General features: G+C 42.3%; 26 protein-coding genes and 2 other annotated features. Of the genes, 23 read left to right on the top strand and 3 right to left on the bottom strand.

The genetic code is table 11. From position 1 onward, the window contains the following. Positions 1 to 26: 26 nt before the first annotated feature. The 13 genes from mutM to AMR95_RS11165 all read left to right on the top strand — a co-directional run bounded on the left by mutM (position 27) and on the right by AMR95_RS11165 (position 12,558). Positions 27 to 860: a DNA-formamidopyrimidine glycosylase gene (gene mutM, locus AMR95_RS11105; RefSeq protein WP_024426140.1), complete on the top strand. Its 834-nt coding sequence runs from the start codon at positions 27 to 29 to the stop codon at positions 858 to 860. Between the two features lie 174 nt (positions 861 to 1,034). Continuing rightward, positions 1,035 to 1,667 (top strand): sporulation membrane protein YtaF, encoded by a 633-nt coding sequence (gene ytaF, locus AMR95_RS11110; RefSeq protein ID WP_058838292.1) that lies wholly within the window; start codon positions 1,035 to 1,037, stop codon positions 1,665 to 1,667. Between the two features lie 13 nt (positions 1,668 to 1,680). Next, positions 1,681 to 2,286, top strand: a complete 606-nt coding sequence (gene coaE, locus AMR95_RS11115) for a dephospho-CoA kinase (protein WP_047202652.1) — start codon at positions 1,681 to 1,683, stop codon at positions 2,284 to 2,286. A 172-nt stretch (positions 2,287 to 2,458) separates the two neighbouring features. Next, entirely contained in the window at positions 2,459 to 3,481 is a 1,023-nt protein-coding gene (locus tag AMR95_RS11120; protein ID WP_024425707.1) for a glyceraldehyde-3-phosphate dehydrogenase, read from the top strand. Between the two features lie 235 nt (positions 3,482 to 3,716). After that, complete coding sequence (gene speD, locus AMR95_RS11125) at positions 3,717 to 4,097, top strand: adenosylmethionine decarboxylase (protein WP_003216492.1); 381 nt, start codon at positions 3,717 to 3,719, stop codon at positions 4,095 to 4,097. Between the two features lie 183 nt (positions 4,098 to 4,280). Then, the gene (locus AMR95_RS11130; protein WP_047202651.1) at positions 4,281 to 4,667 is read left to right on the top strand and encodes a hypothetical protein; all 387 of its coding nucleotides are present in this window, start codon (positions 4,281 to 4,283) and stop codon (positions 4,665 to 4,667) included. Between the two features lie 4 nt (positions 4,668 to 4,671). After that, a complete protein-coding gene (gene nrdR / locus AMR95_RS11135) occupies positions 4,672 to 5,130 on the top strand; it encodes a transcriptional regulator NrdR (RefSeq protein WP_003216720.1) in 459 nt (152 codons plus the stop codon). A gap of 101 nt (positions 5,131 to 5,231) precedes the next feature. Beyond that, on the top strand, positions 5,232 to 6,656 hold the full coding sequence (locus tag AMR95_RS11140) for a replication initiation and membrane attachment family protein (RefSeq protein ID WP_058838328.1): 1,425 nt from the start codon (positions 5,232 to 5,234) through the stop codon (positions 6,654 to 6,656). A gap of 16 nt (positions 6,657 to 6,672) precedes the next feature. After that, complete coding sequence (gene dnaI / locus AMR95_RS11145; RefSeq protein WP_024425710.1) at positions 6,673 to 7,602, top strand: primosomal protein DnaI; 930 nt, start codon at positions 6,673 to 6,675, stop codon at positions 7,600 to 7,602. A 33-nt stretch (positions 7,603 to 7,635) separates the two neighbouring features. After that, the gene (locus AMR95_RS11150) at positions 7,636 to 8,274 is read left to right on the top strand and encodes a TVP38/TMEM64 family protein (protein WP_039183253.1); all 639 of its coding nucleotides are present in this window, start codon (positions 7,636 to 7,638) and stop codon (positions 8,272 to 8,274) included. A gap of 60 nt (positions 8,275 to 8,334) precedes the next feature. Continuing rightward, positions 8,335 to 9,204: a putative sporulation protein YtxC gene (gene ytxC, locus AMR95_RS11155; RefSeq protein WP_058838293.1), complete on the top strand. Its 870-nt coding sequence runs from the start codon at positions 8,335 to 8,337 to the stop codon at positions 9,202 to 9,204. A 43-nt stretch (positions 9,205 to 9,247) separates the two neighbouring features. Further along, positions 9,248 to 9,494, top strand: a binding site (T-box leader). 45 nt (positions 9,495 to 9,539) lie between these two features. Continuing rightward, positions 9,540 to 11,480, top strand: coding sequence for a threonine--tRNA ligase (gene thrS, locus AMR95_RS11160; RefSeq protein ID WP_058838294.1), 1,941 nt, complete (start codon positions 9,540 to 9,542; stop codon positions 11,478 to 11,480). Positions 11,481 to 11,637: 157 nt separating this feature from the next. Further along, positions 11,638 to 12,558 (top strand): methyl-accepting chemotaxis protein, encoded by a 921-nt coding sequence (locus tag AMR95_RS11165; protein WP_058838295.1) that lies wholly within the window; start codon positions 11,638 to 11,640, stop codon positions 12,556 to 12,558. Between the two features lie 52 nt (positions 12,559 to 12,610). Here the strand turns inward: AMR95_RS11165 and AMR95_RS11170 are convergent, their stop codons facing one another. Next, positions 12,611 to 13,390 carry an HAD family hydrolase gene (locus AMR95_RS11170; protein WP_041086561.1) on the bottom strand — a complete coding sequence of 260 codons (780 nt, stop codon included), beginning with the start codon at positions 13,388 to 13,390 and terminating at the stop codon, positions 12,611 to 12,613. A gap of 176 nt (positions 13,391 to 13,566) precedes the next feature. On the opposite strand from AMR95_RS11170, the gene AMR95_RS11175 reads away from it, so the two are divergent. The 8 genes from AMR95_RS11175 (at position 13,567) to AMR95_RS11210 (ending at position 19,142) form a co-directional block, all read left to right on the top strand. Further along, a complete protein-coding gene (locus AMR95_RS11175) occupies positions 13,567 to 15,324 on the top strand; it encodes a sensor histidine kinase (RefSeq protein ID WP_058838296.1) in 1,758 nt (585 codons plus the stop codon). Beyond that, a complete protein-coding gene (locus tag AMR95_RS11180) occupies positions 15,321 to 16,058 on the top strand; it encodes a LytR/AlgR family response regulator transcription factor (RefSeq protein WP_058838297.1) in 738 nt (245 codons plus the stop codon). The genes AMR95_RS11175 and AMR95_RS11180 overlap by 4 nt, the downstream gene beginning before the upstream one ends. Positions 16,059 to 16,195: 137 nt before the next feature. Continuing rightward, positions 16,196 to 16,639: an antiholin-like murein hydrolase modulator LrgA gene (lrgA, locus tag AMR95_RS11185; RefSeq protein ID WP_058838298.1), complete on the top strand. Its 444-nt coding sequence runs from the start codon at positions 16,196 to 16,198 to the stop codon at positions 16,637 to 16,639. Between the two features lie 14 nt (positions 16,640 to 16,653). After that, positions 16,654 to 17,349 carry an antiholin-like protein LrgB gene (gene lrgB / locus AMR95_RS11190; protein WP_197412153.1) on the top strand — a complete coding sequence of 232 codons (696 nt, stop codon included), beginning with the start codon at positions 16,654 to 16,656 and terminating at the stop codon, positions 17,347 to 17,349. Between the two features lie 128 nt (positions 17,350 to 17,477). Continuing rightward, positions 17,478 to 17,609 (top strand) — a sequence feature (ribosomal protein L20 leader region). A 71-nt stretch (positions 17,610 to 17,680) separates the two neighbouring features. Beyond that, positions 17,681 to 18,196 (top strand): translation initiation factor IF-3, encoded by a 516-nt coding sequence (gene infC / locus AMR95_RS11195; protein ID WP_024425720.1) that lies wholly within the window; start codon positions 17,681 to 17,683, stop codon positions 18,194 to 18,196. Positions 18,197 to 18,220: 24 nt separating this feature from the next. Beyond that, a complete protein-coding gene (gene rpmI, locus AMR95_RS11200) occupies positions 18,221 to 18,421 on the top strand; it encodes a 50S ribosomal protein L35 (RefSeq protein WP_003216324.1) in 201 nt (66 codons plus the stop codon). Between the two features lie 31 nt (positions 18,422 to 18,452). After that, complete coding sequence (gene rplT / locus AMR95_RS11205) at positions 18,453 to 18,812, top strand: 50S ribosomal protein L20 (RefSeq protein ID WP_007501659.1); 360 nt, start codon at positions 18,453 to 18,455, stop codon at positions 18,810 to 18,812. Positions 18,813 to 18,875: 63 nt separating this feature from the next. Next, entirely contained in the window at positions 18,876 to 19,142 is a 267-nt protein-coding gene (locus tag AMR95_RS11210; protein ID WP_039180532.1) for a DUF1294 domain-containing protein, read from the top strand. 17 nt (positions 19,143 to 19,159) lie between these two features. Here AMR95_RS11210 and AMR95_RS11215 read toward each other — a convergent pair whose 3' ends face one another. Beyond that, positions 19,160 to 19,564: a hypothetical protein gene (locus tag AMR95_RS11215; RefSeq protein ID WP_024426127.1), complete on the bottom strand. Its 405-nt coding sequence runs from the start codon at positions 19,562 to 19,564 to the stop codon at positions 19,160 to 19,162. Between the two features lie 179 nt (positions 19,565 to 19,743). On the opposite strand from AMR95_RS11215, the gene AMR95_RS11220 reads away from it, so the two are divergent. Together AMR95_RS11220 and cstA are read left to right on the top strand one after the other, a co-directional pair. Beyond that, positions 19,744 to 20,832 (top strand): M42 family metallopeptidase, encoded by a 1,089-nt coding sequence (locus AMR95_RS11220; protein ID WP_039180527.1) that lies wholly within the window; start codon positions 19,744 to 19,746, stop codon positions 20,830 to 20,832. Between the two features lie 345 nt (positions 20,833 to 21,177). Further along, complete coding sequence (gene cstA, locus AMR95_RS11225; RefSeq protein WP_039180524.1) at positions 21,178 to 22,974, top strand: carbon starvation protein CstA; 1,797 nt, start codon at positions 21,178 to 21,180, stop codon at positions 22,972 to 22,974. A 42-nt stretch (positions 22,975 to 23,016) separates the two neighbouring features. Here the strand turns inward: cstA and sspI are convergent, their stop codons facing one another. Next, on the bottom strand, positions 23,017 to 23,238 hold the full coding sequence (gene sspI, locus AMR95_RS11230) for a small acid-soluble spore protein SspI (RefSeq protein ID WP_024425725.1): 222 nt from the start codon (positions 23,236 to 23,238) through the stop codon (positions 23,017 to 23,019). Between the last annotated feature and the right edge of the window lie 27 nt (positions 23,239 to 23,265).

Raw genomic sequence — 23,265 nt, forward strand, 5'->3', positions numbered from 1 at the left:
TAGAGAGAGAAAAAGGAGCGAGGAGCATGCCGGAATTACCAGAAGTTGAAACCGTCCGGCGCACACTCAAGCGGTTAGTCGAAGGAAAAACGATTGAAACGGTCGATATCAAATGGCCAAATATCATCAAACGTCCTGGGGAGCCGGAAGAGTTCGCAAGAAGGATGGTAGGAGAAACGATACAAACCATTGAAAGAAGAGGAAAGTTCCTGCTCTTTCATTTAGACCACTACGTAATGGTCTCCCATTTAAGGATGGAAGGGAAATACCGTGTACATGAAGCGCATGAGCCATACGATAAACATGTACACGTCGTCTTTACTTTTACAGATGGTACTGAGCTTCGGTATCATGATGTGCGTAAATTTGGCACAATGCATTTATTTCAGCCGGGGGAAGAGGAAAAGGAACTCCCGCTCTCACAGCTGGGGTATGAGCCTTTTGATGATCAATTCACTCCGGAATATTTATGGGAGCAATTGAAAAAAACATCTCGTGTGGTCAAAACAGCGCTGCTTGATCAAAAGATTGTCGTGGGACTAGGTAATATTTATGTAGATGAGGTTTTGTTTAAAGCAGGCATTCATCCAGAAACAAAAGCGAATCAGCTCAGCCTTGAATCGTGTAAAGTGCTTCACAGGCATATTATCGATACACTTCAAGTAGCGGTAGATGCAGGAGGAAGCACGATTCGCTCATATATCAATTCACAAGGTGATATTGGAACATTTCAGCTGCAGCTTCTTGTGTATGACCGGCGGGGAGAGCCTTGTCAAACATGCGGAAGCATCATTGAGAAAACAGTAGTCGGAGGGCGCGGCACACATTTTTGTGTAACCTGCCAAAAACGTCCTCAATAAAAATCAGCCATCAGCATGCTTCCTTTTTGCTGTGCATACGATAAAAAACATTCATTTTTCAGCAAGGTGTAGACTGACACACAGCCCACCTGCTCTTCATATAGTGAAGAAGAGTCTAAGGACGCCTAGAGACTCTTGATCATCGTTGCATGAACAGAAAGGAAGAGTTCAGGTATGATTTCGATTTCGCTCCTGTTTTTAGCTATTGCAGTCAGCATTGACAGCTTTTCTGTAGGCTTTACGTATGGACTTCGTAAAATGAAGATTCCATTTAAAGCGATTGTCATTATTGCATGCTGTTCAGGGATTGTGCTGCTCATTTCTATGCTGATTGGCAGCCTGCTGACGACATTCCTCCCTGTCTCAGTGACAGATAAACTTGGTGGAGGCATTTTGATCGCCATTGGACTTTGGGTCCTTTATCAATTTTACAAACCAGCGAAAGAGCGTGACTTGCTACTTCATGAAAAGACATTGCTTAATGTGGAAGTGCAATCACTTGGTCTTGTCATTCAAATTTTGCGCAAACCGACAAGTGCAGATATTGACCGTTCTGGGACGATTAATGGAATAGAAGCGGTGCTTCTTGGGATTGCTTTATCCATTGATGCATTTGGCGCAGGGATTGGCGCTGCGATTCTAGGCTTTTCACCAATTGTCATGAGTATCACTGTGGCCGTGATGAGCTCACTCTTTGTATGTATCGGGCTTCGTTCTGGTCATTACTTGGCAAAATGGCGCTGGATCGATAAGCTTGCATGCTTACCAGGGCTTCTGCTCATTTTAATTGGGGTGTGGAAGCTGTAAAGGAGGAAATCAATTGACGCTTGTCATTGGATTAACAGGCGGGATTGCTAGTGGAAAAAGCACCGTCTCGCAAATGATAAAAGAGCAGGGCATCCGGGTCGTGGACGCAGATGTCATTGCAAAAGAAGCGGTTGCCAAAGGTACACCAGCTCTTCAACAAATCGTTCAAACCTTTGGCGAGGATGTTCTCCTGCCAAATGGGGAGCTGAACCGGCAGCAGCTTGGAGCCATCATTTTTTCTGATGAAGAGAAAAGAAAGCAGCTGAATGCGATTGTTCATCCTGAAGTGAGAAAGGAAATGCTCAAACAGCGAGATGAAGGGGTTAGTCAGCAAGAAACCTTCGTTGTCCTCGATATCCCGCTTTTATTTGAAAGTCAGCTGGAAAGCCTTGTCGACCGCATCATTGTGGTGTATACAACGCCTGAATTGCAGCTGTCGCGGCTCATGAATCGAAATGACCTCAGCGAGGAAGAAGCGCTGAATCGTATTCACTCTCAGCAGTCTCTTGAGGAGAAATGTAAAAAAGCAGACCGTGTGATAGAGAACACACAAGATCTCGCGTTTATCAGAAAGCAATTGCAGAACATATTAAATGAATGGGAACATACAGATAAGTAAGAGTACATACACGTACTCTTCTTTTTTTATGCTTTATTCTTATTTCCTTTGAAAAGAACAGCCCTTTTTAGAAAATATACGTTTATATACTGGCAATTACATTCTAATGTGATATACTAATTTCATAAATAAATTTATTGAGTATAACACATAATAGAGGAGTGACCTGTTCATGAAGGTAAAAGCAGCGATCAATGGGTTTGGCAGAATTGGACGCATGGTCTTCAGAAAAGCAATGCTTGATGATCAAATTCAAATTGTAGCGGTGAACGCAAGCTATCCTGCCGAAACGCTAGCACATTTAATTAAATATGACACAAATCATGGACGTTACGAATGTGATGTGACAGCAGAAGATGACGCCTTGATTGTAAATGGCAAAAGAGTGCTTTTGCTTAATAATAGAGACCCAAAGCAGCTTCCATGGGGAGAGCTTGGGATTGATATCGTCATTGAAGCAACAGGTAAATTTAATTCAAAAGATCAAGCGATGGGCCATATAGATGCTGGAGCGAAAAAAGTCGTTCTAACAGCTCCAGGTAAAAATGAAGACATTACGATTGTGATGGGTGTCAATGAGGATGATCTTGATCCTGAAAAGCACGTCATTATTTCAAACGCATCTTGTACAACAAACTGTTTAGCACCAGTTGTGAAACTGTTAGATGATGAATTTGGCATCGACAACGGGTTAATGACAACGGTTCATGCTTATACAAATGATCAAAAAAATATCGATAACCCGCATAAGGATCTGCGCCGGGCAAGAGCATGTGCTCAGTCCATTATTCCAACTACGACAGGTGCCGCTAAAGCGCTTTCTTTAGTGCTTCCGCACATGAAAGGGAAATTGCATGGGCTTGCACTCCGCGTGCCAGTTTCCAATGTGTCGATGGTTGACCTTGTTGTAGACTTAAAAAAAGATGTCACAGCAGAAGAAGTCAATGCAGCCTTCTCAAATGCATCTAAAACATCTCTTGCTGGTATTTTAGATTACACAGATGAGCCGCTTGTCTCTACGGACTTTAACACGAACCCTTACTCAGCAGTCGTTGATGGATTGACAACGATGGTAATGGAAGGGAGAAAAGTAAAAGTTCTTGCATGGTATGACAATGAATGGGGTTATTCATGCCGAGTGGTTGACCTTGTGAAATTTGTCGGCGCACAGATGAAAGAGCTTTCTGCTGTTTGAAATGAAGAAGACGATCGTCCCTTTTCAAGAAATGAGAGAAAATCCCACTAAAAACACAGCTTGCAAAATGGGTCTAAACAAAGTATACTATTTTTCGTGAACTTCTTGTTCGCAGACTCATTCGGGTATACTTAAAGGGTTAGGACCTCTTAGGACTAACTTTCCCCCGTGGTATATGTCCGGTCCGGCTGCTTAGAACTTCACTCTTTCATTCTTGTTTAAAGGGGGGTCCATGATGGAAACAATCGGACGTCACGTTATCTCCGAGCTATGGGGATGCGACTGTGATAAACTGAACGACATGGATTTTATTGAAAAAACGTTTGTAAATGCAGCTTTGAAATCAGGAGCTGAGGTAAGAGAGGTTGCTTTTCACAAATTTGCACCTCAAGGAGTAAGTGGAGTTGTCATTATTTCTGAATCTCATCTGACAATTCACAGCTTTCCTGAACATGGTTATGCGAGCATAGATGTTTATACTTGCGGCGACCTAGATCCGAATATTGCAGCAGATCATATCGGAGATGAATTAGGTGCTGAAACAAGAGAAAACATCGAAATTCCTCGAGGCATGGGACCTGTACAAGTAAAACAGGCACAAGCCAAAGCACTGTAAACATAAAAAAGATTGCAATGGGAGCTGGCCAAAAGCATTAAATGCCTTTGTGTTATGCTCCTTTTTATATTTATTTAATAAAAAATCCAACATTCCCCAGCTTGTCTATACTTTTGTTCTAGGAAAACAAAGGTTTTTTTTATAAAATAAAGAAAGAGGCATTATGGCAAAGGGGATACGTGTATGATTTTAAGACAAAATTTTAAACGGTTCATGTCAAACCATACAGAAACATCTGACGAGCATCCAGTGTCAGAACTGAAAAGCCATTACTACAAATCGACGAATGCACAAGTTTTTCAAGCGGTGGAAGCCATTCTTTCCCGAAACGATTCCTATCAAGTGACATCTGTTTCAGCAGAACGAGGTGAAATCAGCGCAAACATACGATTGCCGAAAAAAGCCTTTCTCGTAGCGACTGTCATTTCAATTCGTCCTTTTGAAACAGCTGTCGATTTTAATGTAACAACAGAAACGGCCCTGCCAACAGATTTCGGCTATAGTCAGAAGACCGTTCTGTCCCTTTATGATGAACTAGACAAACAACTTCCAAGAATAGATCGGAGCTGATGATATGAAATGTCCCACATGTCAGCACCTTGGCACAAGGGTGCTTGATTCAAGACCAGTAGATGAAGGGAAATCCATCCGTCGTAGAAGAGAGTGTGAAAGCTGTCAATATCGCTTTACGACGTTTGAGAAATTAGAAGAATTACCGCTGATTGTGGTGAAAAAAGAAGGGATTCGAGAAGAATTCAGCCGGGAAAAAATGCTAAGAGGACTCATCAAAGCGTGTGAAAAGCGTCCTGTCGCTTTAAAGCAGCTGGAGGATGTCTGCTTTAATATCGAAAAAGAACTGCGCAATCAAGGCATGTCAGAAGTGAAAAGCGAGCTTGTAGGTGAAATGGTGATGGACGAGCTGGCGAAAATTGATGAAGTGTCTTACGTCAGGTTTGCCTCGGTTTACCGGCAGTTTAAAGACATCAATGTCTTTATTGATGAATTAAAAGATCTATTAAAGAAAGAACGCTAAAAAGAGCTGGAGATTCTTCATGCTCTTTTTCCTGCGTAAAGCGTAAAACGCAAAAAGAGTGTACAATGGAAACAATCGCAATTCATGGGGAGGATCAGCAAATGACAGAGCATTGGAAGGAAGTGCTAGCCGTCGATCCGTATGTCGTCAAAAGCGCTTCATTGCTCGGTGACATCGATAGACAGCTCATCACTCTTTTATATCAGCCGCTTATTGGCATGTCCGCTTTCAGCTTATACATGACGCTGTGGGGAGAGCTGGAACAAAATCGTATGTGGGGAAAACCTGCACCTCACCGGCAGCTCATGGTCATGCTGCAGACGAATTTAAATGATATTTTTGAGGAACGTTTAAAGCTTGAAGCAATCGGCTTACTCCGCACATATGAACAGGAAACGGAAGAAGGCAGACTGTTTACATATGAGCTTGTACCGCCGCTAAGACCGGATGAATTTTTCCAAGATGGTATGCTGAATGTCCTGCTGTACCATCGTGTAGAGAAAGCAAAATATATGCAGCTTCGTGATTATTTCTCTTACCCAGGTGTTCCTGCAGAAGCAAAGAACATTTCACGGTCGTTTGAAGAAGTCTTTCACGTATTGCAGCCAGGCGAACGCAAGATGACAGAAGAGATTCATCAGGCGACATCGCTTGATCAAGGCTATGAATATGTGACTGTTGGATCGAGTCAGCCGGCACCGCTCTCAGACGAATCCTTCGATTTCGATCTATTGTTAGCGGGTATGTCTGACATGATGATTCCAAGAAAGGCTTTGACAAAGCAGGTAAAAGAAACAATTAAGAAGTTAGCTGTTGTATACGGCATCACCCCGCTTCAAATGCAAAATATTGTAGCAGGTGCATGCGGTTCGGATCAAATGATCTCAACAGAAGAGCTGAGAAAAGCAGCAAGAGACTGGTACCAAATTGAATACAGAGGCGAACAGCCAAAGCTGATTGATCAAAAACAGCCAAGACACTTGCGGCAAGATGCTTCAAAGACGCCGGCAGCGGATACTCCAGATGCAAAATTGATTGAAAAGCTGGATCATATTTCGCCTAGAGAGCTGCTAAAAGACATGGCAGATGGCATTGAGCCGACGTATGCCGACCTAAGAATTGTCGAAGATATCATGCTCGAGCAGCAGCTAGAGCCAGGTGTCATGAATGTTCTCATCTACTATACCTTACTCAAAACAGATATGAAGCTGTCGAAAACATACATGCAAAAAATCGCCGCTCATTGGGTAAGAAAGAAAATCAAAACCGTTGCTGCGGCGATGAAAATTGCCAAAGAAGAGAACAGACAAATGACAGAGTGGGCGCAGCAGAAAAAGCAGCGCAGCACATATGGTTCAGGAAAAGTCGTCAGGGAAGAGAAACTGCCTGACTGGATGAAAGAAACCGAAACGAAAGAACAGCCGGCAAAAGAGCAAACGGACAATCTGTCTACAGAAGACCTCGAACGAGAAAAAGAAAAACTGTTAGATCAGTTTAAAAATATGAAAAAGTACAATGCACATTAAGGTGAGGTGAGATGGGATGAAACCGATCGGTCGTTCATTTGAACAGCTAAAAGGACGAGTAGATTTTCGCGTGAGATACAATCAGATTAAAGAAAGTGTGTTATCTGATGAAGATGTGAAGGCCTTTTTACAGAAGCATCAAGAAGAAATACATGAAGATATGATCAATCGCAGCTTGAACCGGCTCTTTGAATATGTGCAGCAGTCGAAGGGTTGCTCTTACTGCTTAGATGACGAAAACGTCAATGCCATTTTAGATGGGTATCACCCGAAGCTTGTAATCAAAGGTCAGAGTATTGATATTGAATATTCCCCTTGTCCAGTCAAGCTGCGGCTCGATAGACAGAAAAAACAGCAAGAGCTGATGAAAAGCATGTATATTCCGCAAAATGTCCTTCAAGCGACGTTCGCTGATCTGAACGTTGTGGGAAGACAAGAGGTCATCCAAAAAGTAGGTCAATTCCTCCAAAGCTATGATGAGACTGGAAAAGGAAAAGGCTTGTATTTACACGGAAAATTTGGAGTAGGAAAAACGTATATTCTGGCAGCCATTGCGCAGCAGCTAGCGGAGAAAGAATACCCATCTCTCCTTGTTTACGTGCCTGAATTTGTGAGAGAGTTAAAAAATTCGTTAGCTGATCATACGCTAGAAGAAAAGCTGAATATGGTTAAATCCACCCCGATTTTAATGCTTGATGATATTGGAGCAGAATCGATGACAAGCTGGGTGCGGGATGAGCTGCTCGGTACGATCTTACAATACCGTATGGCAGAGCAGCTGCCGACGTTTTTCTCTTCTAATTTCTCACCAAATGAGCTGAAGCATCACTTTACGTACTCACAGCGCGGGGAAAAAGAAGAGGTCAAAGCCGCTCGTTTAATGGAACGGATTCTCTATTTAGCAGAGCCGGTCTTGCTCGAAGGAGAAAATCGCCGTCATTTATAAAAACGTATGTCACCTGAAGGAGGAGCAAATGAAATGAACAAAAGAAAATGGCTGCTTTTTCTTGTGATTGGCATTCTTGCTGCTGCGTTGTGGTGGCTGAATAAACAGCATCTTCAGCTCGCGCCGAAAGATGTGAAGAATTGGGTGCTTCAATTTGGGATACTGGCTCCCTTTGTTTTTCTTTTCTTATCTCTTTTCCGCCCGTTTGTTCTCGTCCCGATTACAGTCTTTTCTTTGGCGGCAGGTTTGGCATTCGGCAGTGTCCTTGGGACGATTTATGCCCTCATTGGGGCTACAGCCGGGGCAACAGGCTCCTTCATGATTGCTTCAACCTTTCGTGCAAAAAAGAAGGAAACGGAATCAAACAGCCGAAAGCTGAAAGCGGTGACGTCCCGCATTCAGGAGCATGGATTTCTTTATATTTTGTTATTGCGTATTGCACCGATTCATTTTGATTTCGTCAGCTATGCGGCAGCTGCTTCACGTGCAAATTATCGTGCATTTGTGGCAGCCACCTTTTTAGGCTTAATACCGGGTACAATTGCGTTAAATGTTCTCGGCTCAAGCTTTGTCAGCGGCAATTATGCCGCCTTAGTGGTTGTTTGTTTGATTTATTTGATCTTTATCTCCGTTCCACTCATTTTAAAAAGAAAGATGCCTGATTTATTTTAGGCGTCTATTTTTTATGTTTCCCCCATATATATGTAACAGATGTCGTTAGGGGGGACAAACATGCTTGAAATAATCTTTGAAGATGAATATGATACCGCCGCTTTTTTACATCTTGCTGAACACTTGGACAGTCGGCATCACATGTCAATTCAACAAGGGAAAGAGCGGCTTCTCATAGAGGCGAAGGAATCAGAAGAAGCACTTGAGCACATTGTGCGGCCATTATTGGTTCACTTTTTTTTGGAATGCAAAGAAAATGAGCGCATGCGCAGCATCCTTGAAAACACCTATTTATTTAAAGATCCCGAAGAGCAGCACCAAATTCTTTCCATCGCTCACAGTATCATGAACGGGGACTTAGATGATATTCCCGGCATTCAGCAAGAGCCGTCAAGAGAAGCCCTTTTAAAAAAGGAGCTTGAGGCAATTTCTTTACAGCAAGGTGTTTTTTCAATTGGTTCATTTATGACATTTAGGCTGTCAGAGTATGATCGAAGGCTGAAGAACTATGTTGAAGTGTCCATTGAAGAATACAAAATGGAGCAAGAGTATCAAAACTTCATTCAATCGCTTCGAGACTATGTGATGGCAAGAGAGCCTAGGCTCGAAAAAGTACATGTTGTGCATCAGGACCGCCTGGTGATTTGGGAATTTCGCTACGCTTCTGAGCGTGATCAAAAACAATACATAGACAGACAGTTTGTAAGAGAGCATCCAATGTATATTGATTCGCAGCTGATTGCACCGCTTGTCTCCATTGCACCGCAAAAAATTGACCTATTTACAAATGATACAGGTCACTCGATGGTGCAAACGATTCAAAATATTTTTCAAGAAAGGGTCGAGGTGTTCCCATCTCATTCATTCCAAGAGCACAATGTTCAATTTGTACATGACCATTTTGACAAGAAAAGTGAAAAGCTTTCTTGATTTTCACGAAAAAACGTTTTATAATACGGTGTAACTTCATACAGAGACCGTATTGATAAGGACATGAACAAATGAACACCCGCTTAAAGAGAGGGAAGCCGCGGCTGAAAGCTTCCTAGCAGAGGACCATTTGCTTTACCACCTTTGAACATCAGCTGTGAACTTTTTAGTAATGGCTGACGGGAATTCCCGTTATCGAACCGCAAGCCGTATTTGCTTATGAAAAGCAAGCTGCAAGTACGGGAAAAAGGGTGGAACCACGATTCCGTTTATTCAACCTCGTCCCTTTCCAGGGGGCGGGGTTTTTATATTGCCAAAAAAAGGAGTGACCAGAGATGTCAGAACAAATTCAACTTACATTTCCAGATGGAGCAGTCAAGGAGTTTGACAAAACAGCGACAACAGAAGACATCGCGGCATCAATTAGCCCGGGCCTAAAGAAAAAAGCACTTGCCGGTAAATTGAACGGTAAAGAAATAGATCTGCGTACGCCGCTATTAGAAAGTGGAACAATCGAGATCATCACAGATAAAAGTGAAGAAGCACTCGACATTATGCGCCACAGCACAGCCCATTTGCTAGCGCAGGCGATCAAACGCCTGTATGGAAAAGGACATCACGTTCAGTTTGGCGTAGGTCCTGTCATCGAAAATGGCTTCTACTATGATGTGGACATCGATGTAGCCATCACACCTGAAGACTTACCAAAGATTGAAAAAGAAATGAAGAAAATCATTAACAGCAATCTGCCAATTGAGCGAATTGAAGTATCAAGAGAAGAAGCGAAAAAGCGCTTTGAAGCGATTGGTGATGAGTTGAAGCTTGAGCTGTTAGAGGCGATTCCAGAAGGTGAAGCTGTGACGATTTATGAGCAGGGTGAATTCTTTGACCTCTGCCGCGGGATTCACTTGCCGTCTACAGGGAAAATCAAAGAGTTTAAACTGTTAAGCCTTGCAGGTGCATACTGGAGAGGTGACAGTAACAACCAAATGCTTCAGCGTATTTACGGAACAGCTTTCTTCAGCAAAGAAGATTTAAATGAGCATTTACGTCTGCTTGAAGAAGCGAAAGAACGCGATCACCGTAAGCTTGGAAAAGAGCTGAAGCTGTTTGCAAATTCCCAAAAAGTTGGTCAAGGACTTCCGCTTTGGCTGCCAAAAGGCGCAACGATCCGCCGCGTCATCGAGCGTTACATTGTCGATAAAGAAGTGCGTCTTGGCTATGAGCATGTGTACACACCAGTTCTTGCGAATGTTGAGTTGTATAAAACATCAGGACACTGGGCGCATTATCAAGAAGACATGTTCCCCGTGATGGAAATGGACAACGAAGATCTTGTTCTTCGTCCGATGAACTGTCCGCACCATATGATGATTTACAAAAACGAGCCGCACAGCTATCGCGAATTGCCAATTCGTATTGCAGAGCTTGGTACAATGCACCGCTATGAAATGTCAGGTGCCTTATCCGGCCTTCAGCGTGTCCGCGGTATGACATTAAACGATGCACACATCTTTGTTCGTCCAGATCAAATCAAAGACGAGTTCATCCGTACAGTTCGCTTAATTGAAGAAGTGTATCAAGACTTTGGCTTGAATGACTACACATTCCGCTTATCTTACCGTGATCCAGAAGATACTGAGAAGTATTTCGATGACGATGCGATGTGGAATAAAGCACAATCGATGCTGAAGGATGCAATGGACGAGCTTGGCCACGATTATTATGAAGCAGAAGGCGAAGCAGCATTTTATGGTCCGAAGCTTGATGTACAAGTGAAGACAGCTCTTGGAAAAGAAGAGACATTATCCACTGTACAGCTTGATTTCTTACTTCCAGAACGCTTCGATCTCACATATATCGGAGAAGATGGAAAGCACCATCGTCCAGTCGTCATTCATAGAGGCGTTGTTTCTACAATGGAACGCTTCGTTGCCTTCTTAATTGAAGAATACAAAGGAGCGCTGCCAACATGGCTGGCACCTGTACAATTCCAAGTCATCCCGGTTTCACCGTCTGTTCATTTAGACTATGCGAAAAAAGTGCAAGAACGTTTACAGCTTGAAGGTCTTCGTGTAGAGCTTGACAGCCGTGATGAAAAGATCGGATACAAAATTAGAGAAGCGCAAATGCAAAAGATTCCGTACATGCTTGTTGTCGGAGATCAAGAAGCAGAAAATGGCGCTGTCAATGTTAGAAAATATGGGGAACAAGATTCAGAAACAATGGATCTTGAAGCCTTTGTGAAACATGCAGTAGCAGAAGCGAAAAAATAATGAAGCAGCCAGTGATTCTTTTTAGATCACTGGCTTTTTTCTTTTTGGAAAACTTTCTCCAATAGTGATCCAATTCCTAAAAAGAGACGTTTAGATAGTACAAAAGTAAGGGTAAGTATGTACTATTGGTTTGAGACAAATTGGGGGAATGAAATCGATGAAGCAAACAACAAACACTTTATTGTCACAAGTATTGGAGCAATCAGCTGTTCTTCGTGCTTTAGAGCACTCGCTGGCAATGATTGAATTTAATGTGGCAGGTGAAGTTCTATGGGTGAACGATATTTTTGCAAAAGCCATGGGATATTCTAAAGAAGAGATGATCGGTCTTAAACATAGACAGTTTTGTCCTCCACATATTACAGAACACACAAGCTATCACATGTTTTGGAAGCGTTTGAGAGAAGGTCAAGTCTTTCAGGAAAAAGTGCAGCGGGTCACAAAAGACGGCAGCAGCTTATGGCTTGAAGCGACATATTCACCTGTTCGAGATGAAGAAGGAACTGTAGTGGGTGTTGTGAAAGTGGCGACAGATATTACGGAGAGAGAACTCTCGATGAAACAGGTTGTAGAAGACTTAAAGGAGATGTCTGCGAAATTAATGGAACGAGCAGAAGTTGGCATTCAGCATAGTCAAAGTGTCAATGCCTCCTTTAATCATATAGCAAACGAAACCGATCAAAATATGAGCTTGCTAAAAGGATTAACAGAGCAGGTAGAGTCCATCAGCTCCATTGCGTCAACCATTAACAGCATATCCTCGCAAACCCAGCTACTCGCCTTAAATGCGGCAATAGAAGCGGCACATGCGGGTTCCTATGGAAATGGCTTTAGTGTAGTGGCAGCAGAAATTCGAAAGCTTGCGACAAATTCAAAAGAAGCGATCGTCAAGGTAGATCAATATGTGAAGGCGATCCATGCAGAAGTAGAGAAGGTCAGCAGCGGAACAAGCAGGGCAAAGACAACCGTGTTTACAAACCGGGATCTTGTAAAGCTGGCAAGCGAAGAATTCATCATTGTAGGAGAAGCAGCACGCGGCTTAGACCGGCAAGCGCAAAGTCTAGCATCAATCATTTAGCTCTGTGAATAAAAAACACCCAATCTCGTCAGGAGAAGGGTGTTTTTTTGTTTTATTTTAATATATCAAACAATTCATGTAAGTCTTTGATTTCGTAATCAGGTGTCACATCTGTTTCATTTTTCTTGCCATGGCGATTGATCCAAACGGTTTGGATGCCAACGCGAGATGCGCCGAGAATATCTGTTTTTGGATTATCCCCAACCATAATCACTTCGTCTTTTGTTAAGTTTAACAGCTGAAGGCAGTGCTCAAAGATACCTGGATCAGGCTTGCCTTTCCCATAATCCCCTGAAATCACAATCTCGTTAAAATAAGGAGCAAGCTCAGGAACACCCGCAAGTTTTTCCTTTTGAAGGCTAGGATCTCCGTTTGTTAAAAGGAGCAATTCGTAGCTGCCTTTCAGGCGGTTTAAAACAGGGTATGTTTCTTCATAGACATATGGGCGTTTCCTACGCTCTGCTGCAAAGAAATCAGCCAAATATTGTCCAAATGCCTCATCGTCAATTCCCGCTGCCCTTAAGCCATTGGTCCAAGCGTTTTTGCGATATTCTGGTGCAATGGCGTTCAGCTTTTGAAAGCCTTCGCTAATCGGTTCACTAAAATTGGACCACAGTCCTTCGAAAGGATTAATGCCGATCATGACAGTATAATCATATGTTTCATAGGAAGAGTACAGCTTTCTTGCTTCTTCACGTACAATCTGTTCAAACGATTCTGGATCGAGTCCATATTTTTTTTCCGCTTCCCGGCAAGTTTCCTGAAAAGTTGTGTGAATGCTTTTTTCGTCCCAAAGCAAAGTATCATCTAAATCGAAAAATACGGCTTTCATGATCTTCTCCCTTGTTATGTATGTGTTACCTTCAATTGCAAGTGACAGGCTCATGTTCATTTTACAATAGAAGAAGAGGCCAATAAAGAAAAGATTTGAGAGATCTTTGATCATTGACCGCACATGATAGAATAGAAAGACAGTAGAGAAGACATACATCAATTGAGGTGGCCGGTTTGCTTCATTTAATTATCATGATGATCGAGCGTGTAGGGATCATCGTTATTCTAGGATTTGTGCTTGCTCATGTGAAGGGCTTTCGCAATCTATTGCTACATAATCAAGGATTTCGGAAAAAGGCAATCCTTGTCTTCATTTTTGCTTCTTTTAGCATTATCAGCAATTACACAGGAATTGAAATCCAGCAGCAAATTGTCATGAATCATGAGTTTTCTTATCATCTCGGCTCGTCAAGCTCTATCGCCAATACGAGAATTATGGGGATCGAAATGGGCGGTTTGATCGGGGGGCCGTTTGTAGGGATTGGTGCAGGGCTTTTAGCTGGAATTCATCGCTATTCCCTTGGAGGAAGCACCGCGCTCAGCTGTGCGATTTCTTCCATTTTAGCCGGTGTCATTGCAGGTTATGTCGGCAGCAGGTTTAAGCGGAGGAATCGAATGGTGACACCTCGCCAAGCAGCTTTTTTTGGTGTGGCGATGGAATCATTACAGATGATCATTATCCTTCTGTTTGCAAGGCCATTCGCCGATGCATGGGGGCTAGTCAGTATCATTGCCCTGCCGATGATTTTTGTGAATGGAATCGGTAGCTTTATCTTTTTATCTATTTTACAGTCAGTCATTCGGCAAGAAGAGCAGGCAAAGGCGATGCAGACGCATCGTGTATTTTTGATCGCCGATCAAACACTGCCTTTTTTCCGCCAAGGGTTAAATGAACAGTCGTGTAAAAGTGTGGCGGAGATCATTCATCGGTTGACTGAAACAGATGCGGTCTCTTTAACAGATACAGAAAAGATTTTAGCGCATGTCGGAGATGGAACAGATCATCATATTCCATCTAAAAGCCTGATTACGGGGCTGTCGAAACAAGTCTTGATGAGCGGCAAGATTATGAAGGCACATTCGAAGGGCGAAATCAATTGTTCCGTCGCTCATTGCCCTCTTGAAGCCGCAATCGTGCTGCCGCTCACTTCTAACGGTCAAACGATCGGGACGTTAAAAATGTATTTCAATTCTCCGGTCGGATTAAGCAGGGTGGAAGAGGAGCTTGCAGAAGGTTTGGCGATGCTGTTTTCCACACAGCTTGAGCTTGGAGAGGCGGAAACTCAAAGCCGCCTGCTAAAAGATGCAGAGATCAAAGCCCTTCAAGCACAAGTGAACCCGCACTTTTTATTTAACGCCATTAATACCATCTCTGTTTTGTGCAGAACCAATGTGGAGATGGCAAGGAAGCTGCTGTTGCAGCTAAGTATTTATTTTCGCTCAAATATGCAAGGTGCCCGCCAGCTGCTGATTCCGATGCATAAAGAGATTCAGCATGTGGAGGCATATTTGTCACTTGAACAAGCAAGATTTCCAAATAAGTACCATGTGACCTTTCAAATTGAAAAGGAGCTGGAGCAGGTGATGATTCCGCCCTTTGTGATTCAGGTGCTTGTTGAAAACGCTGTGAGACATGCTTTTCCTAAACATCAAACAAATTGTGAAGTCATCGTATCCGCTTTGATGAAAGATGGGCATGTTTATATGAAAGTAACAGATAATGGGCAGGGAATTGAAGATGATAAGATGGCTCAACTATTAAAAGCGCCTGTCGAATCACTAGAAGGAACAGGGACAGCCCTTTTTAATTTAGATCAGCGGTTAAAAGGGATTTTTGGTAGACAAGCTGCTTTATCGATTCATAGTGACCAAGGCACTGACATCTCATTTCGCATTCCAATGGATTATGTAAAAAAGGATGATTCTCGTTGATAAAGGTATTAATTGTAGATGATGAAGTGTTAGCAAGAGATGAATTAAAATACTTATTACGAAGAACGAAAGAGGAAGTTCAAATAGAGGAAGCAGAAAATATAGAATCTGCTTTTGATCGGATGGTCGATCAGAAGCCGGATCTGCTCTTTTTAGACATTGATTTATCTGGTGAGAATGGATTTGATATTGCCAAAAGGCTCAACCGGATGTCTGATCCGCCAGCGGTTGTATTTGCGACAGCCTTTGATCAATATGCGCTGAAGGCGTTTGAGGTAAGTGCGCTTGATTACTTAACAAAACCATTCGATGAAGAGCGTTTGCTCCAGACCATTCAAAAGTTTAAAAAATGGAAATCTGTTGAAACGCAAGAGCACCAGCTGTTAGATGAGAAAATACCCCATCAGCAAAAATTAGCGATCTCAGTTGATGACTCAATTGTGATCCTGCAAGTTGAAGAGATCATGTATGTAGGACTAAGCGAGGGGAAAAAGGTTGTGAAAACAAAGGATCACATGTATGAGGTCACAGAACCGCTGGTGGTCATTGAAAAGAAACTTCCTGAGGCTTATTTTATGAGGGTCCATCGCAGCTATATCGTGAATACCTCTCATATGAAAGAAGTACAGCCGTGGTTTAATTCGACGTACAATCTGCATATGACAGACGGGTCCATCATTCCTGTCAGCCGCACATATGCCAAAGAATTAAAGAAGTCACTCCTGCTAGAGTAGGAGGGCTTTTTTTGTTTGTATTTCAATACTCGTTTTTTGCATTTCAGTCATTGAATCTGGTGAGTTTTATTGTAAACGCTTTATTCGTTTATTTCATGCCGTATACTGAGGGCAGTCGAAGAAAGAGGTGAAGGGGCATGAGTGCCACGAAAGTATATGGATTTCTATCTCAAGCATTTATTTTTGCAACCGTAATGTTCGTTTCTAATCTCATTTCAATGTATTTACCGATTCCGATGCCCGCATCGGTGATTGGTTTGGTTCTATTATTTGTTTTGTTAACAACGAAAATTGTCAAACTGGAGCAGGTGGAGCAATTAGGTACATCATTGACAGGACTCATTAGCTTTCTATTTGTTCCCTCTGGGATCTCAGTTATTCAATCACTAGGTGTCATGCAAGAAGTAGGTGTGCAAGTAGTCGGTGTCATTATCATTGCAACCATTATGCTACTTGCAGCGACAGGGCTGTTTTCGCAGCTTCTCATGAAATTATCAGAAAGACCACAGAAACGTAAAGAGACAAAGGAGAGTAAATCTGCTCCTTCTCATTCAAATAAACCAGCTTCAAGTACGCATTAAAGGAGAGATGCAAAATGGGTACAAGTACAATGAGTCCTTATTTTGGCATTGTCGTCTCATTAGTCGCTTTTGGAATAGGGACATTCTTATTTAAAAAATCAAAAGGTTTCTTCTTGTTCACCCCGCTGCTTGTGGCGATGGTACTGGGCATTTTATTTTTGAAAGTTGGCGGTTTTTCCTACGCAGATTATAATGAGGGCGGCAAGATTATCAAATTTTTCTTAGAGCCTGCCACGATTGCTTTCGCTATCCCGCTTTATAAGCAAAGAGCCTTGCTTAAAAAATATTGGTGGCAAATTTTATCCGCTATTTTTGTAGGTTCACTTTGTTCCATTACGATCGTATATCTCGTCGCAAAAGGAATTCATTTAGATGCGGCTGTGATGAAAAGCATGCTTCCACAAGCAGCGACAACAGCGATTGCTCTCCCGATTGCAAAGGATATTGGCGGAATTGCAGATATCACAGCCTTTGCGGTCATATTTAATGCCGTCATTGTCTATGCACTAGGTGCCTTCTTCTTAAAATTGTTCCGCATTAAAAACCCAGTGGCAAAAGGTCTTGCACTTGGTACATCAGGCCATGCGCTTGGGGTTTCTGTTGGAATTGAGATGGGAGAAGTAGAAGCAGCTATGGCAAGTATCGCCGTTGTGGTCGTAGGAGTTGTGACCGTTATCGTCATCCCAATCTTTATGCATTTGATTCTTTGATGGCGTCATTGTGTGAAAAAGTCTTGCCCAATTCGTCTCATCATGTTACACTGAAAAAGTTGTTTCAAGAGTTCGGTTACTTGACGGACAAATGAAAATTGTGTAGAATAGTTAACGAATTGAATAGATATCACAAGCAGAAGCACCCGCTTCTCACCTGATTGACACATGTTTGTAGTTGACAGGTTGACCGTACATTTATTTTTTCATGCAAATGTTCGCAGTGTGGGTGTTTTATATGCCCACACTTTTTGTTTGCCTGTAAAACATACAACGAAATGGTCAAAATGAATTGTGAACTCAATTCAAAATCTCATGGAGGTGGCTCACTATTAGCAAAGATCAATTAGTTAATGAAGGTATTCGTGCGCGTGAAGTTCGTTTGATCGGACAAAATGGCGATCAGCTTGGGATTAAAACCCGCCAGGAAGCTCTGGAAATTGCTGCTAAAGCTAATCTTGACCTTGTGTTAGTTGCTGCAAATGCAAAACCACCTGTTTGCCGAATCATGGACTATGGTAAGTTCCGATTCGAACAGCAGAAGAAGGAAAAAGAGGCACGTAAGAATCAAAAAATCATTAGCTTAAAAGAAGTTCGGTTGAGCCCGACAATCGATGAACATGATTTTAACACGAAGCTCCGTAATGCAATCAAATTCCTTGAAAAGGGAGATAAAGTGAAAGCTTCTATCCGCTTTAAAGGCCGTGCGATTACGCATAAAGAAATCGGACAGCGCGTGTTAGACCGTTTCTCTGAAGCTTGCGCTGAAGTAGCAACAGTAGAAACAAAACCTAAGATGGACGGACGCAGCATGTTCCTCATGCTTGCACCAAAAGTCGAAAAGTAAAGTAACAGAGGGAGGAAACATCCAATGCCAAAAATGAAAACTCACCGCGGATCTGCTAAACGTTTCAAAAAAACAGGTTCTGGTAAACTTAAACGTTCTCATGCGTATACAAGTCACTTGTTCGCTAACAAATCTACAAAGCAAAAACGTAAATTGCGTAAGAGCGCAATCGTAAGTGCTGGAGATTTCAAACGTATCAAACAACAACTTGCAAACATCAAGTAATTTGGAATAGGAATCATAGGAGGGAATTACAATGCCAAGAGTAAAAGGCGGAACTGTGTCGCGTCAGCGTCGTAAAAAGGTTCTTAAATTAGCAAAAGGTTATTTCGGTTCAAAACATAGATTATACAAAGTAGCAAACCAACAGGTGATGAAATCTGGAAACTACGCTTTCCGTGACCGTCGTCAGAAAAAACGTGACTTCCGTAAACTATGGATCACTCGTATCAACGCTGCAGCTCGTATGAACGGTCTTTCTTACAGCCGTTTAATGCATGGCTTAAAGCTTTCTGGTATCGAAGTAAACCGCAAAATGCTTGCTGACCTTGCTGTGAATGACCTAAATGCATTCAATCAGCTTGCTGATGCTGCAAAAGCACAACTAGACAAGTAAGTTTTATAAAAGATCATTCCTTCGAGGGGTGATCTTTTTTTCTCATCATGTGAGGTGAAATGAATGAATATGGCTTTGATCCTGCTGCTTATTTTAGTGAATGGCTACGGCTTTTTTCTCATGGGTGAGGACAAACGCCGAGCCAAAGCACATAAATGGAGAATTTCAGAGGCGCATTTATGGAGTGCTGCGGTGCTTTTTGGCGCCGCTGGATCGTATCTGGGGATGCAGTATTTCCGGCATAAAACAAAGCATCCTGCCTTTCAAATCGGCATGCCTGTATTAATGATTTTGCAGTTGATTCTATTGGGATATATCCAAGTTACTTGAAAAAGGAGCAGACGCCATCAGGACGGCGTGTCTGCTCCTTTTTTTTGTTTGATTTTTTTAATGGGCTGATCCCAATCAATTTTGGTTTGAGGATAACGCTCGATAATGTTTTCCTCTAGTTTTTCAAAGTCTTCTAATGTAAATTCACTCAGCTTCTCAGGTGACTCCGTCCAAACGTAAATGGAGTGGACAAACAGAGGATGATCCTTAGAAGGAACATGCTTCTCCCCTTCAAACAAGACACCTTTATAGACGAAATTAAAGTTTTTGCGCGCATTTTGCTGTTCGTCCATAAAATAAAAGCCTTCTTTTAATTGTGCTTGTTTCAGCTTTCTTCTCGGATTTGAGAAGAATTTTACCGCCATGTAGAAGATGTAGACAAGCAGTGCAACAAGAGCTAGTCTCATGAGGATTACAAACATGACAGGATGCACCTCCAATACCGTTATCTGATGTACTACGAATGAAAACGCCAAAAGGTTTCAACTTTTTTTAAAAAAATATTTCGTAAAACGAAAAAATATTCATAAAAAGATCGTATTGAACGAAAGAGGTTTTGTATAATAAGAATGCACCATGAAGATAAAGGAGGATAAATGGAATGACAAAGCTGGATCAAACATTAACTATGCTGAAAGACCTAACGGATGCAAAAGGGATCCCAGGAAACGAACGTGATGTCAAAAAAGTCATGCAGACATACATAGAATCATATGCAGATGAAGTCTCTACAGACCGCCTTGGCAGCTTGATCGCTAAAAAGGAAGGAAACGCAAACGGGCCTAAAATTATGCTCGCAGGTCACTTAGATGAAGTAGGATTCATGGTGACAAAAATTGATGACAAAGGCTACATTCGTTTTCAAACAGTCGGCGGCTGGTGGTCACAGGTCATGCTCGCTCAGCGTGTCACCATTGTAACGAAAAAGGGAGAGATTACAGGGGTCATTGGTTCTAAACCACCACACGTCTTGTCACCTGAAGCTCGCAAAAAGTCAATTGAGATTACGGATATGTTTATTGATATTGGGGCCTCAAGCAAAGAACAGGCAATGGAGTGGGGTGTGCTGCCTGGAGATCAAATCGTTCCTTACTTTGAGTTTACAGTCATGAATGATGAAAAAATGCTCCTTGCAAAAGCGTGGGACAACCGCATTGGATGTGCCGCGGCAATTGATGTCATGAAAAACTTACACAACGCTCAGCATGAGAATATTGCTTACAGCGTCGCAACTGTCCAAGAGGAAGTAGGCCTGCGCGGAGCTAAAACAGCAGCGGCTACAATTCAGCCTGATATTGGATTTGCCATTGATGTAGGTGTGGCAGGAGATACACCAGGCATCACTGAGAAAGAAGCAACAAGCAAACTTGGCAAAGGCCCAACGATTGTTGTATTTGATGCTTCAATGGTCTCTCATAAAGGACTTCGTGATTTTGTTGTCCAAACAGCGGATGAGCTGAACATTCCTTATCAATATGACTCAATGCCTGGCGGCGGGACAGATGCTGGCGGTATTCATTTAACGGGTCATGGTGTTCCATCACTATCTATCGGGATTCCGAGCAGATATATTCATACCCATGCTGCAATGATTCACCGAGATGATTATGAAAATGCAGTGAAGCTTTTAACAGAAGTGATCAAAAGACTTGATCAAAAAACTGTCGAACAAATTACGTACGGTTCATAAGTAAGGAAGCCTTTCCTCAGCAGGGGAAAGGCTTTTTTTATTGAATTTCCCAGGAAATGAACGGTGTTTTTTAAGATGCGCCAAAAGAACTGTTTTTGGCAAAAGAAGAGAATATTTCCTAGTGAATAAGGCACATGTGATCAAGCGTTTATTTTTGTAAGATGAAAGCAATAAAAAGGACAGAGCCATAGAATGCCCTGCCAAAAGAGAGTTTATGGAAGTAGGTGAAGCTACCTTAAGAATAAACATATTATTCTTATTTGTCAACTTGGTTTTAAAAGAAAGAAAAATCAATCAATTTATGTTATATTTGTAACAAATTGTTTATACAAAGGGGATGGTTAAATGAATGCGGTTACAATTGTAATAGGATCTATGTGTATTTTAGCGATTGCCTATCGTCTTTATGGCACATTTATGATGGTCAAGGTATTAAAGGTGACAGATGATCATCCTACACCGGCTCACCTACTAGAGGACGGGAAAGATTATGTGCCGACAAATAAATGGGTCACATTTGGGCATCACTTTGCTGCGATTGCAGCTGCTGGTCCGTTAGTGGGTCCGATTTTAGCCGCTCAATTTGGGTATTTACCTGGTCTCCTTTGGCTTTTAATTGGTGCAGTCATAGGCGGAGCTGTACATGATCTAGTCGTCTTATTTGCGTCGATGCGTAAAAAGGGGAAATCATTATCAGAGGTAGCGAAGGAAGAGCTGGGGCCTGTTGCAGGGTTTTGTACAGGGCTTGCGATGCTGTTTATTATTACAATCACAATGGCAGGTTTGTCTATGGTTGTGCTTCATGCTTTAGAACGAAACCCTTGGGGGACATTTGCAGTTGGAATCACGATTCCGATTGCGATGGGGGTTGGACTGTATTATAAAAAAACAGGCAATTTAAAGCTGGCGACATCTGCGGGATTTATTTTGCTGATGTTTGGTGTATTCCTTGGTCCAAATATTCAAGGAACGGCACTAGGTGATTTTTTAACACTTGATACAAAAACGCTTGCTCTTGCCCTGCCGATCTATGCCTTTTTTGCTGCGGCTCTGCCAGTTTGGCTGCTGCTTGCACCGAGGGACTATTTAAGTAGTTTTATGAAAATTGGTGTATTCATTGCGCTGATTGCCGGCATTTTTGTGGTGAATCCGTCCATTCAATTCCCGGCGTTTACAGAGTTTGTGAACGGAGGAGGACCTGTATTAGCTGGTCCTGTCTGGCCATTTATTTCGATTACCATTGCTTGCGGTGCCATTTCTGGTTTCCACGCATTTGTTGGTTCAGGGACAACACCTAAGATGCTGGACCGCTGGAGTGATATGAAGCCTGTTGCGTTTGGTGCAATGCTGGTCGAATGCTTAGTTGGGATTATGGCTTTAATTGCGGCTACGGCCCTGCATCCAGGAGATTATTTTGCGATAAACAGTACGCCAGAAGTGTTCCGGACACTCGGTATGAGCGTTGAAAACCTTCCGCAGCTGAGTAAGGAAATCGGCCTTGATTTAGAAGGAAGAACGGGTGGTGCCGTAACATTAGCGGTAGGGATGGCGTATATCTTTACGGGAATTCCGTTCTTTAGTCATTTGGCTTCTTACTTCTTCCAGTTTGTCATTATGTTTGAGGCTGTTTTTATTTTAACGGCTATTGATGCGGGGACACGTGTGGCACGCTATTTGATTCAAGACTTCTTAGGTGAAGCATATAAACCGCTTAAACGAACTGACTGGGTACCAGGTTCGGTGTTTGCAAGTGCTCTTGCTTGTTTTATGTGGGGATACTTACTTTACTCAGGTGACATCGGGTCTATTTGGGCGCTGTTTGGGGTTTCAAACCAGTTAATGGCTTCGGTTGGGTTGATCATCGGGGCAACGGTTGTATTAAAAATTGCAGATAAAAGACGTTATATGCTGACTTGTTTAATTCCGCTTGCTTACTTATATGTGACGGTAAATTATGCAGGCTATTGGATGGTAGCGAATGTATATCTCAATCCTGAAGCATCCGGCTATAGTGTGCTGAATGCGGTGCTTTCGATCATCATGCTGATCTTAGGGTTTGTGATTATTGTGTTTGCGATTAAAAAATGGGTTGAAATCTGGCGTGATCCAGCGCTTCGAATGGAAACGCCTATCACTGGCTAAATGAAAAAGGCCGGCTTGCTTTTATAAGCAAACCGGCTTCTTTTATTGCTGCTGCTGAGGCTTTAAGCCTTGCTCTAGTGTTTCAAGGATCTCATTTTTTTCGTTTTCTGATGCTTCTTGCCATAGCACCTCAAACAACACGCCAAGACCTGGCAGCATTTTTTCCTCGCCGCTTTGAATAGCATCTAAAATCGTATGTTCAAGCTGTTCTTGATTATGGCCAGTAATGTTTTGAATGACTGCGCCTCTTAAATTAAAATCCATTGCCCACACTCCTTTTTTGATGGTAAT

Source organism: Bacillus sp. G1(2015b) (assembly GCF_001482475.1).
Lineage (GTDB): Bacteria > Bacillota > Bacilli > Bacillales > Bacillaceae > Bacillus > Bacillus safensis.

Bases quoted from the DNA above. Each gene is read 5' to 3' on its own strand.
- mutM (WP_024426140.1), top strand. From the start codon at position 27: ATGCCGGAATTACCAGAAGTTGAAACCGTCCGGCGCACACTCAAGCGG.
- ytaF (WP_058838292.1), top strand. From the start codon at position 1,035: ATGATTTCGATTTCGCTCCTGTTTTTAGCTATTGCAGTCAGCATTGAC.
- AMR95_RS11120 (WP_024425707.1), top strand. From the start codon at position 2,459: ATGAAGGTAAAAGCAGCGATCAATGGGTTTGGCAGAATTGGACGCATG.
- speD (WP_003216492.1), top strand. From the start codon at position 3,717: ATGGAAACAATCGGACGTCACGTTATCTCCGAGCTATGGGGATGCGAC.
- AMR95_RS11130 (WP_047202651.1), top strand. From the start codon at position 4,281: ATGATTTTAAGACAAAATTTTAAACGGTTCATGTCAAACCATACAGAA.
- nrdR (WP_003216720.1), top strand. From the start codon at position 4,672: ATGAAATGTCCCACATGTCAGCACCTTGGCACAAGGGTGCTTGATTCA.
- AMR95_RS11140 (WP_058838328.1), top strand. From the start codon at position 5,232: ATGACAGAGCATTGGAAGGAAGTGCTAGCCGTCGATCCGTATGTCGTC.
- dnaI (WP_024425710.1), top strand. From the start codon at position 6,673: ATGAAACCGATCGGTCGTTCATTTGAACAGCTAAAAGGACGAGTAGAT.
- AMR95_RS11150 (WP_039183253.1), top strand. From the start codon at position 7,636: ATGAACAAAAGAAAATGGCTGCTTTTTCTTGTGATTGGCATTCTTGCT.
- ytxC (WP_058838293.1), top strand. From the start codon at position 8,335: ATGCTTGAAATAATCTTTGAAGATGAATATGATACCGCCGCTTTTTTA.
- thrS (WP_058838294.1), top strand. From the start codon at position 9,540: ATGTCAGAACAAATTCAACTTACATTTCCAGATGGAGCAGTCAAGGAG.
- AMR95_RS11165 (WP_058838295.1), top strand. From the start codon at position 11,638: ATGAAGCAAACAACAAACACTTTATTGTCACAAGTATTGGAGCAATCA.
- AMR95_RS11170 (WP_041086561.1), bottom strand. From the start codon at position 13,390: ATGAAAGCCGTATTTTTCGATTTAGATGATACTTTGCTTTGGGACGAA.
- lrgA (WP_058838298.1), top strand. From the start codon at position 16,196: ATGAGTGCCACGAAAGTATATGGATTTCTATCTCAAGCATTTATTTTT.
- lrgB (WP_197412153.1), top strand. From the start codon at position 16,654: ATGGGTACAAGTACAATGAGTCCTTATTTTGGCATTGTCGTCTCATTA.
- rpmI (WP_003216324.1), top strand. From the start codon at position 18,221: ATGCCAAAAATGAAAACTCACCGCGGATCTGCTAAACGTTTCAAAAAA.
- rplT (WP_007501659.1), top strand. From the start codon at position 18,453: ATGCCAAGAGTAAAAGGCGGAACTGTGTCGCGTCAGCGTCGTAAAAAG.
- AMR95_RS11210 (WP_039180532.1), top strand. From the start codon at position 18,876: ATGAATATGGCTTTGATCCTGCTGCTTATTTTAGTGAATGGCTACGGC.
- AMR95_RS11215 (WP_024426127.1), bottom strand. From the start codon at position 19,564: ATGTTTGTAATCCTCATGAGACTAGCTCTTGTTGCACTGCTTGTCTAC.
- AMR95_RS11220 (WP_039180527.1), top strand. From the start codon at position 19,744: ATGACAAAGCTGGATCAAACATTAACTATGCTGAAAGACCTAACGGAT.
- cstA (WP_039180524.1), top strand. From the start codon at position 21,178: ATGAATGCGGTTACAATTGTAATAGGATCTATGTGTATTTTAGCGATT.
- sspI (WP_024425725.1), bottom strand. From the start codon at position 23,238: ATGGATTTTAATTTAAGAGGCGCAGTCATTCAAAACATTACTGGCCAT.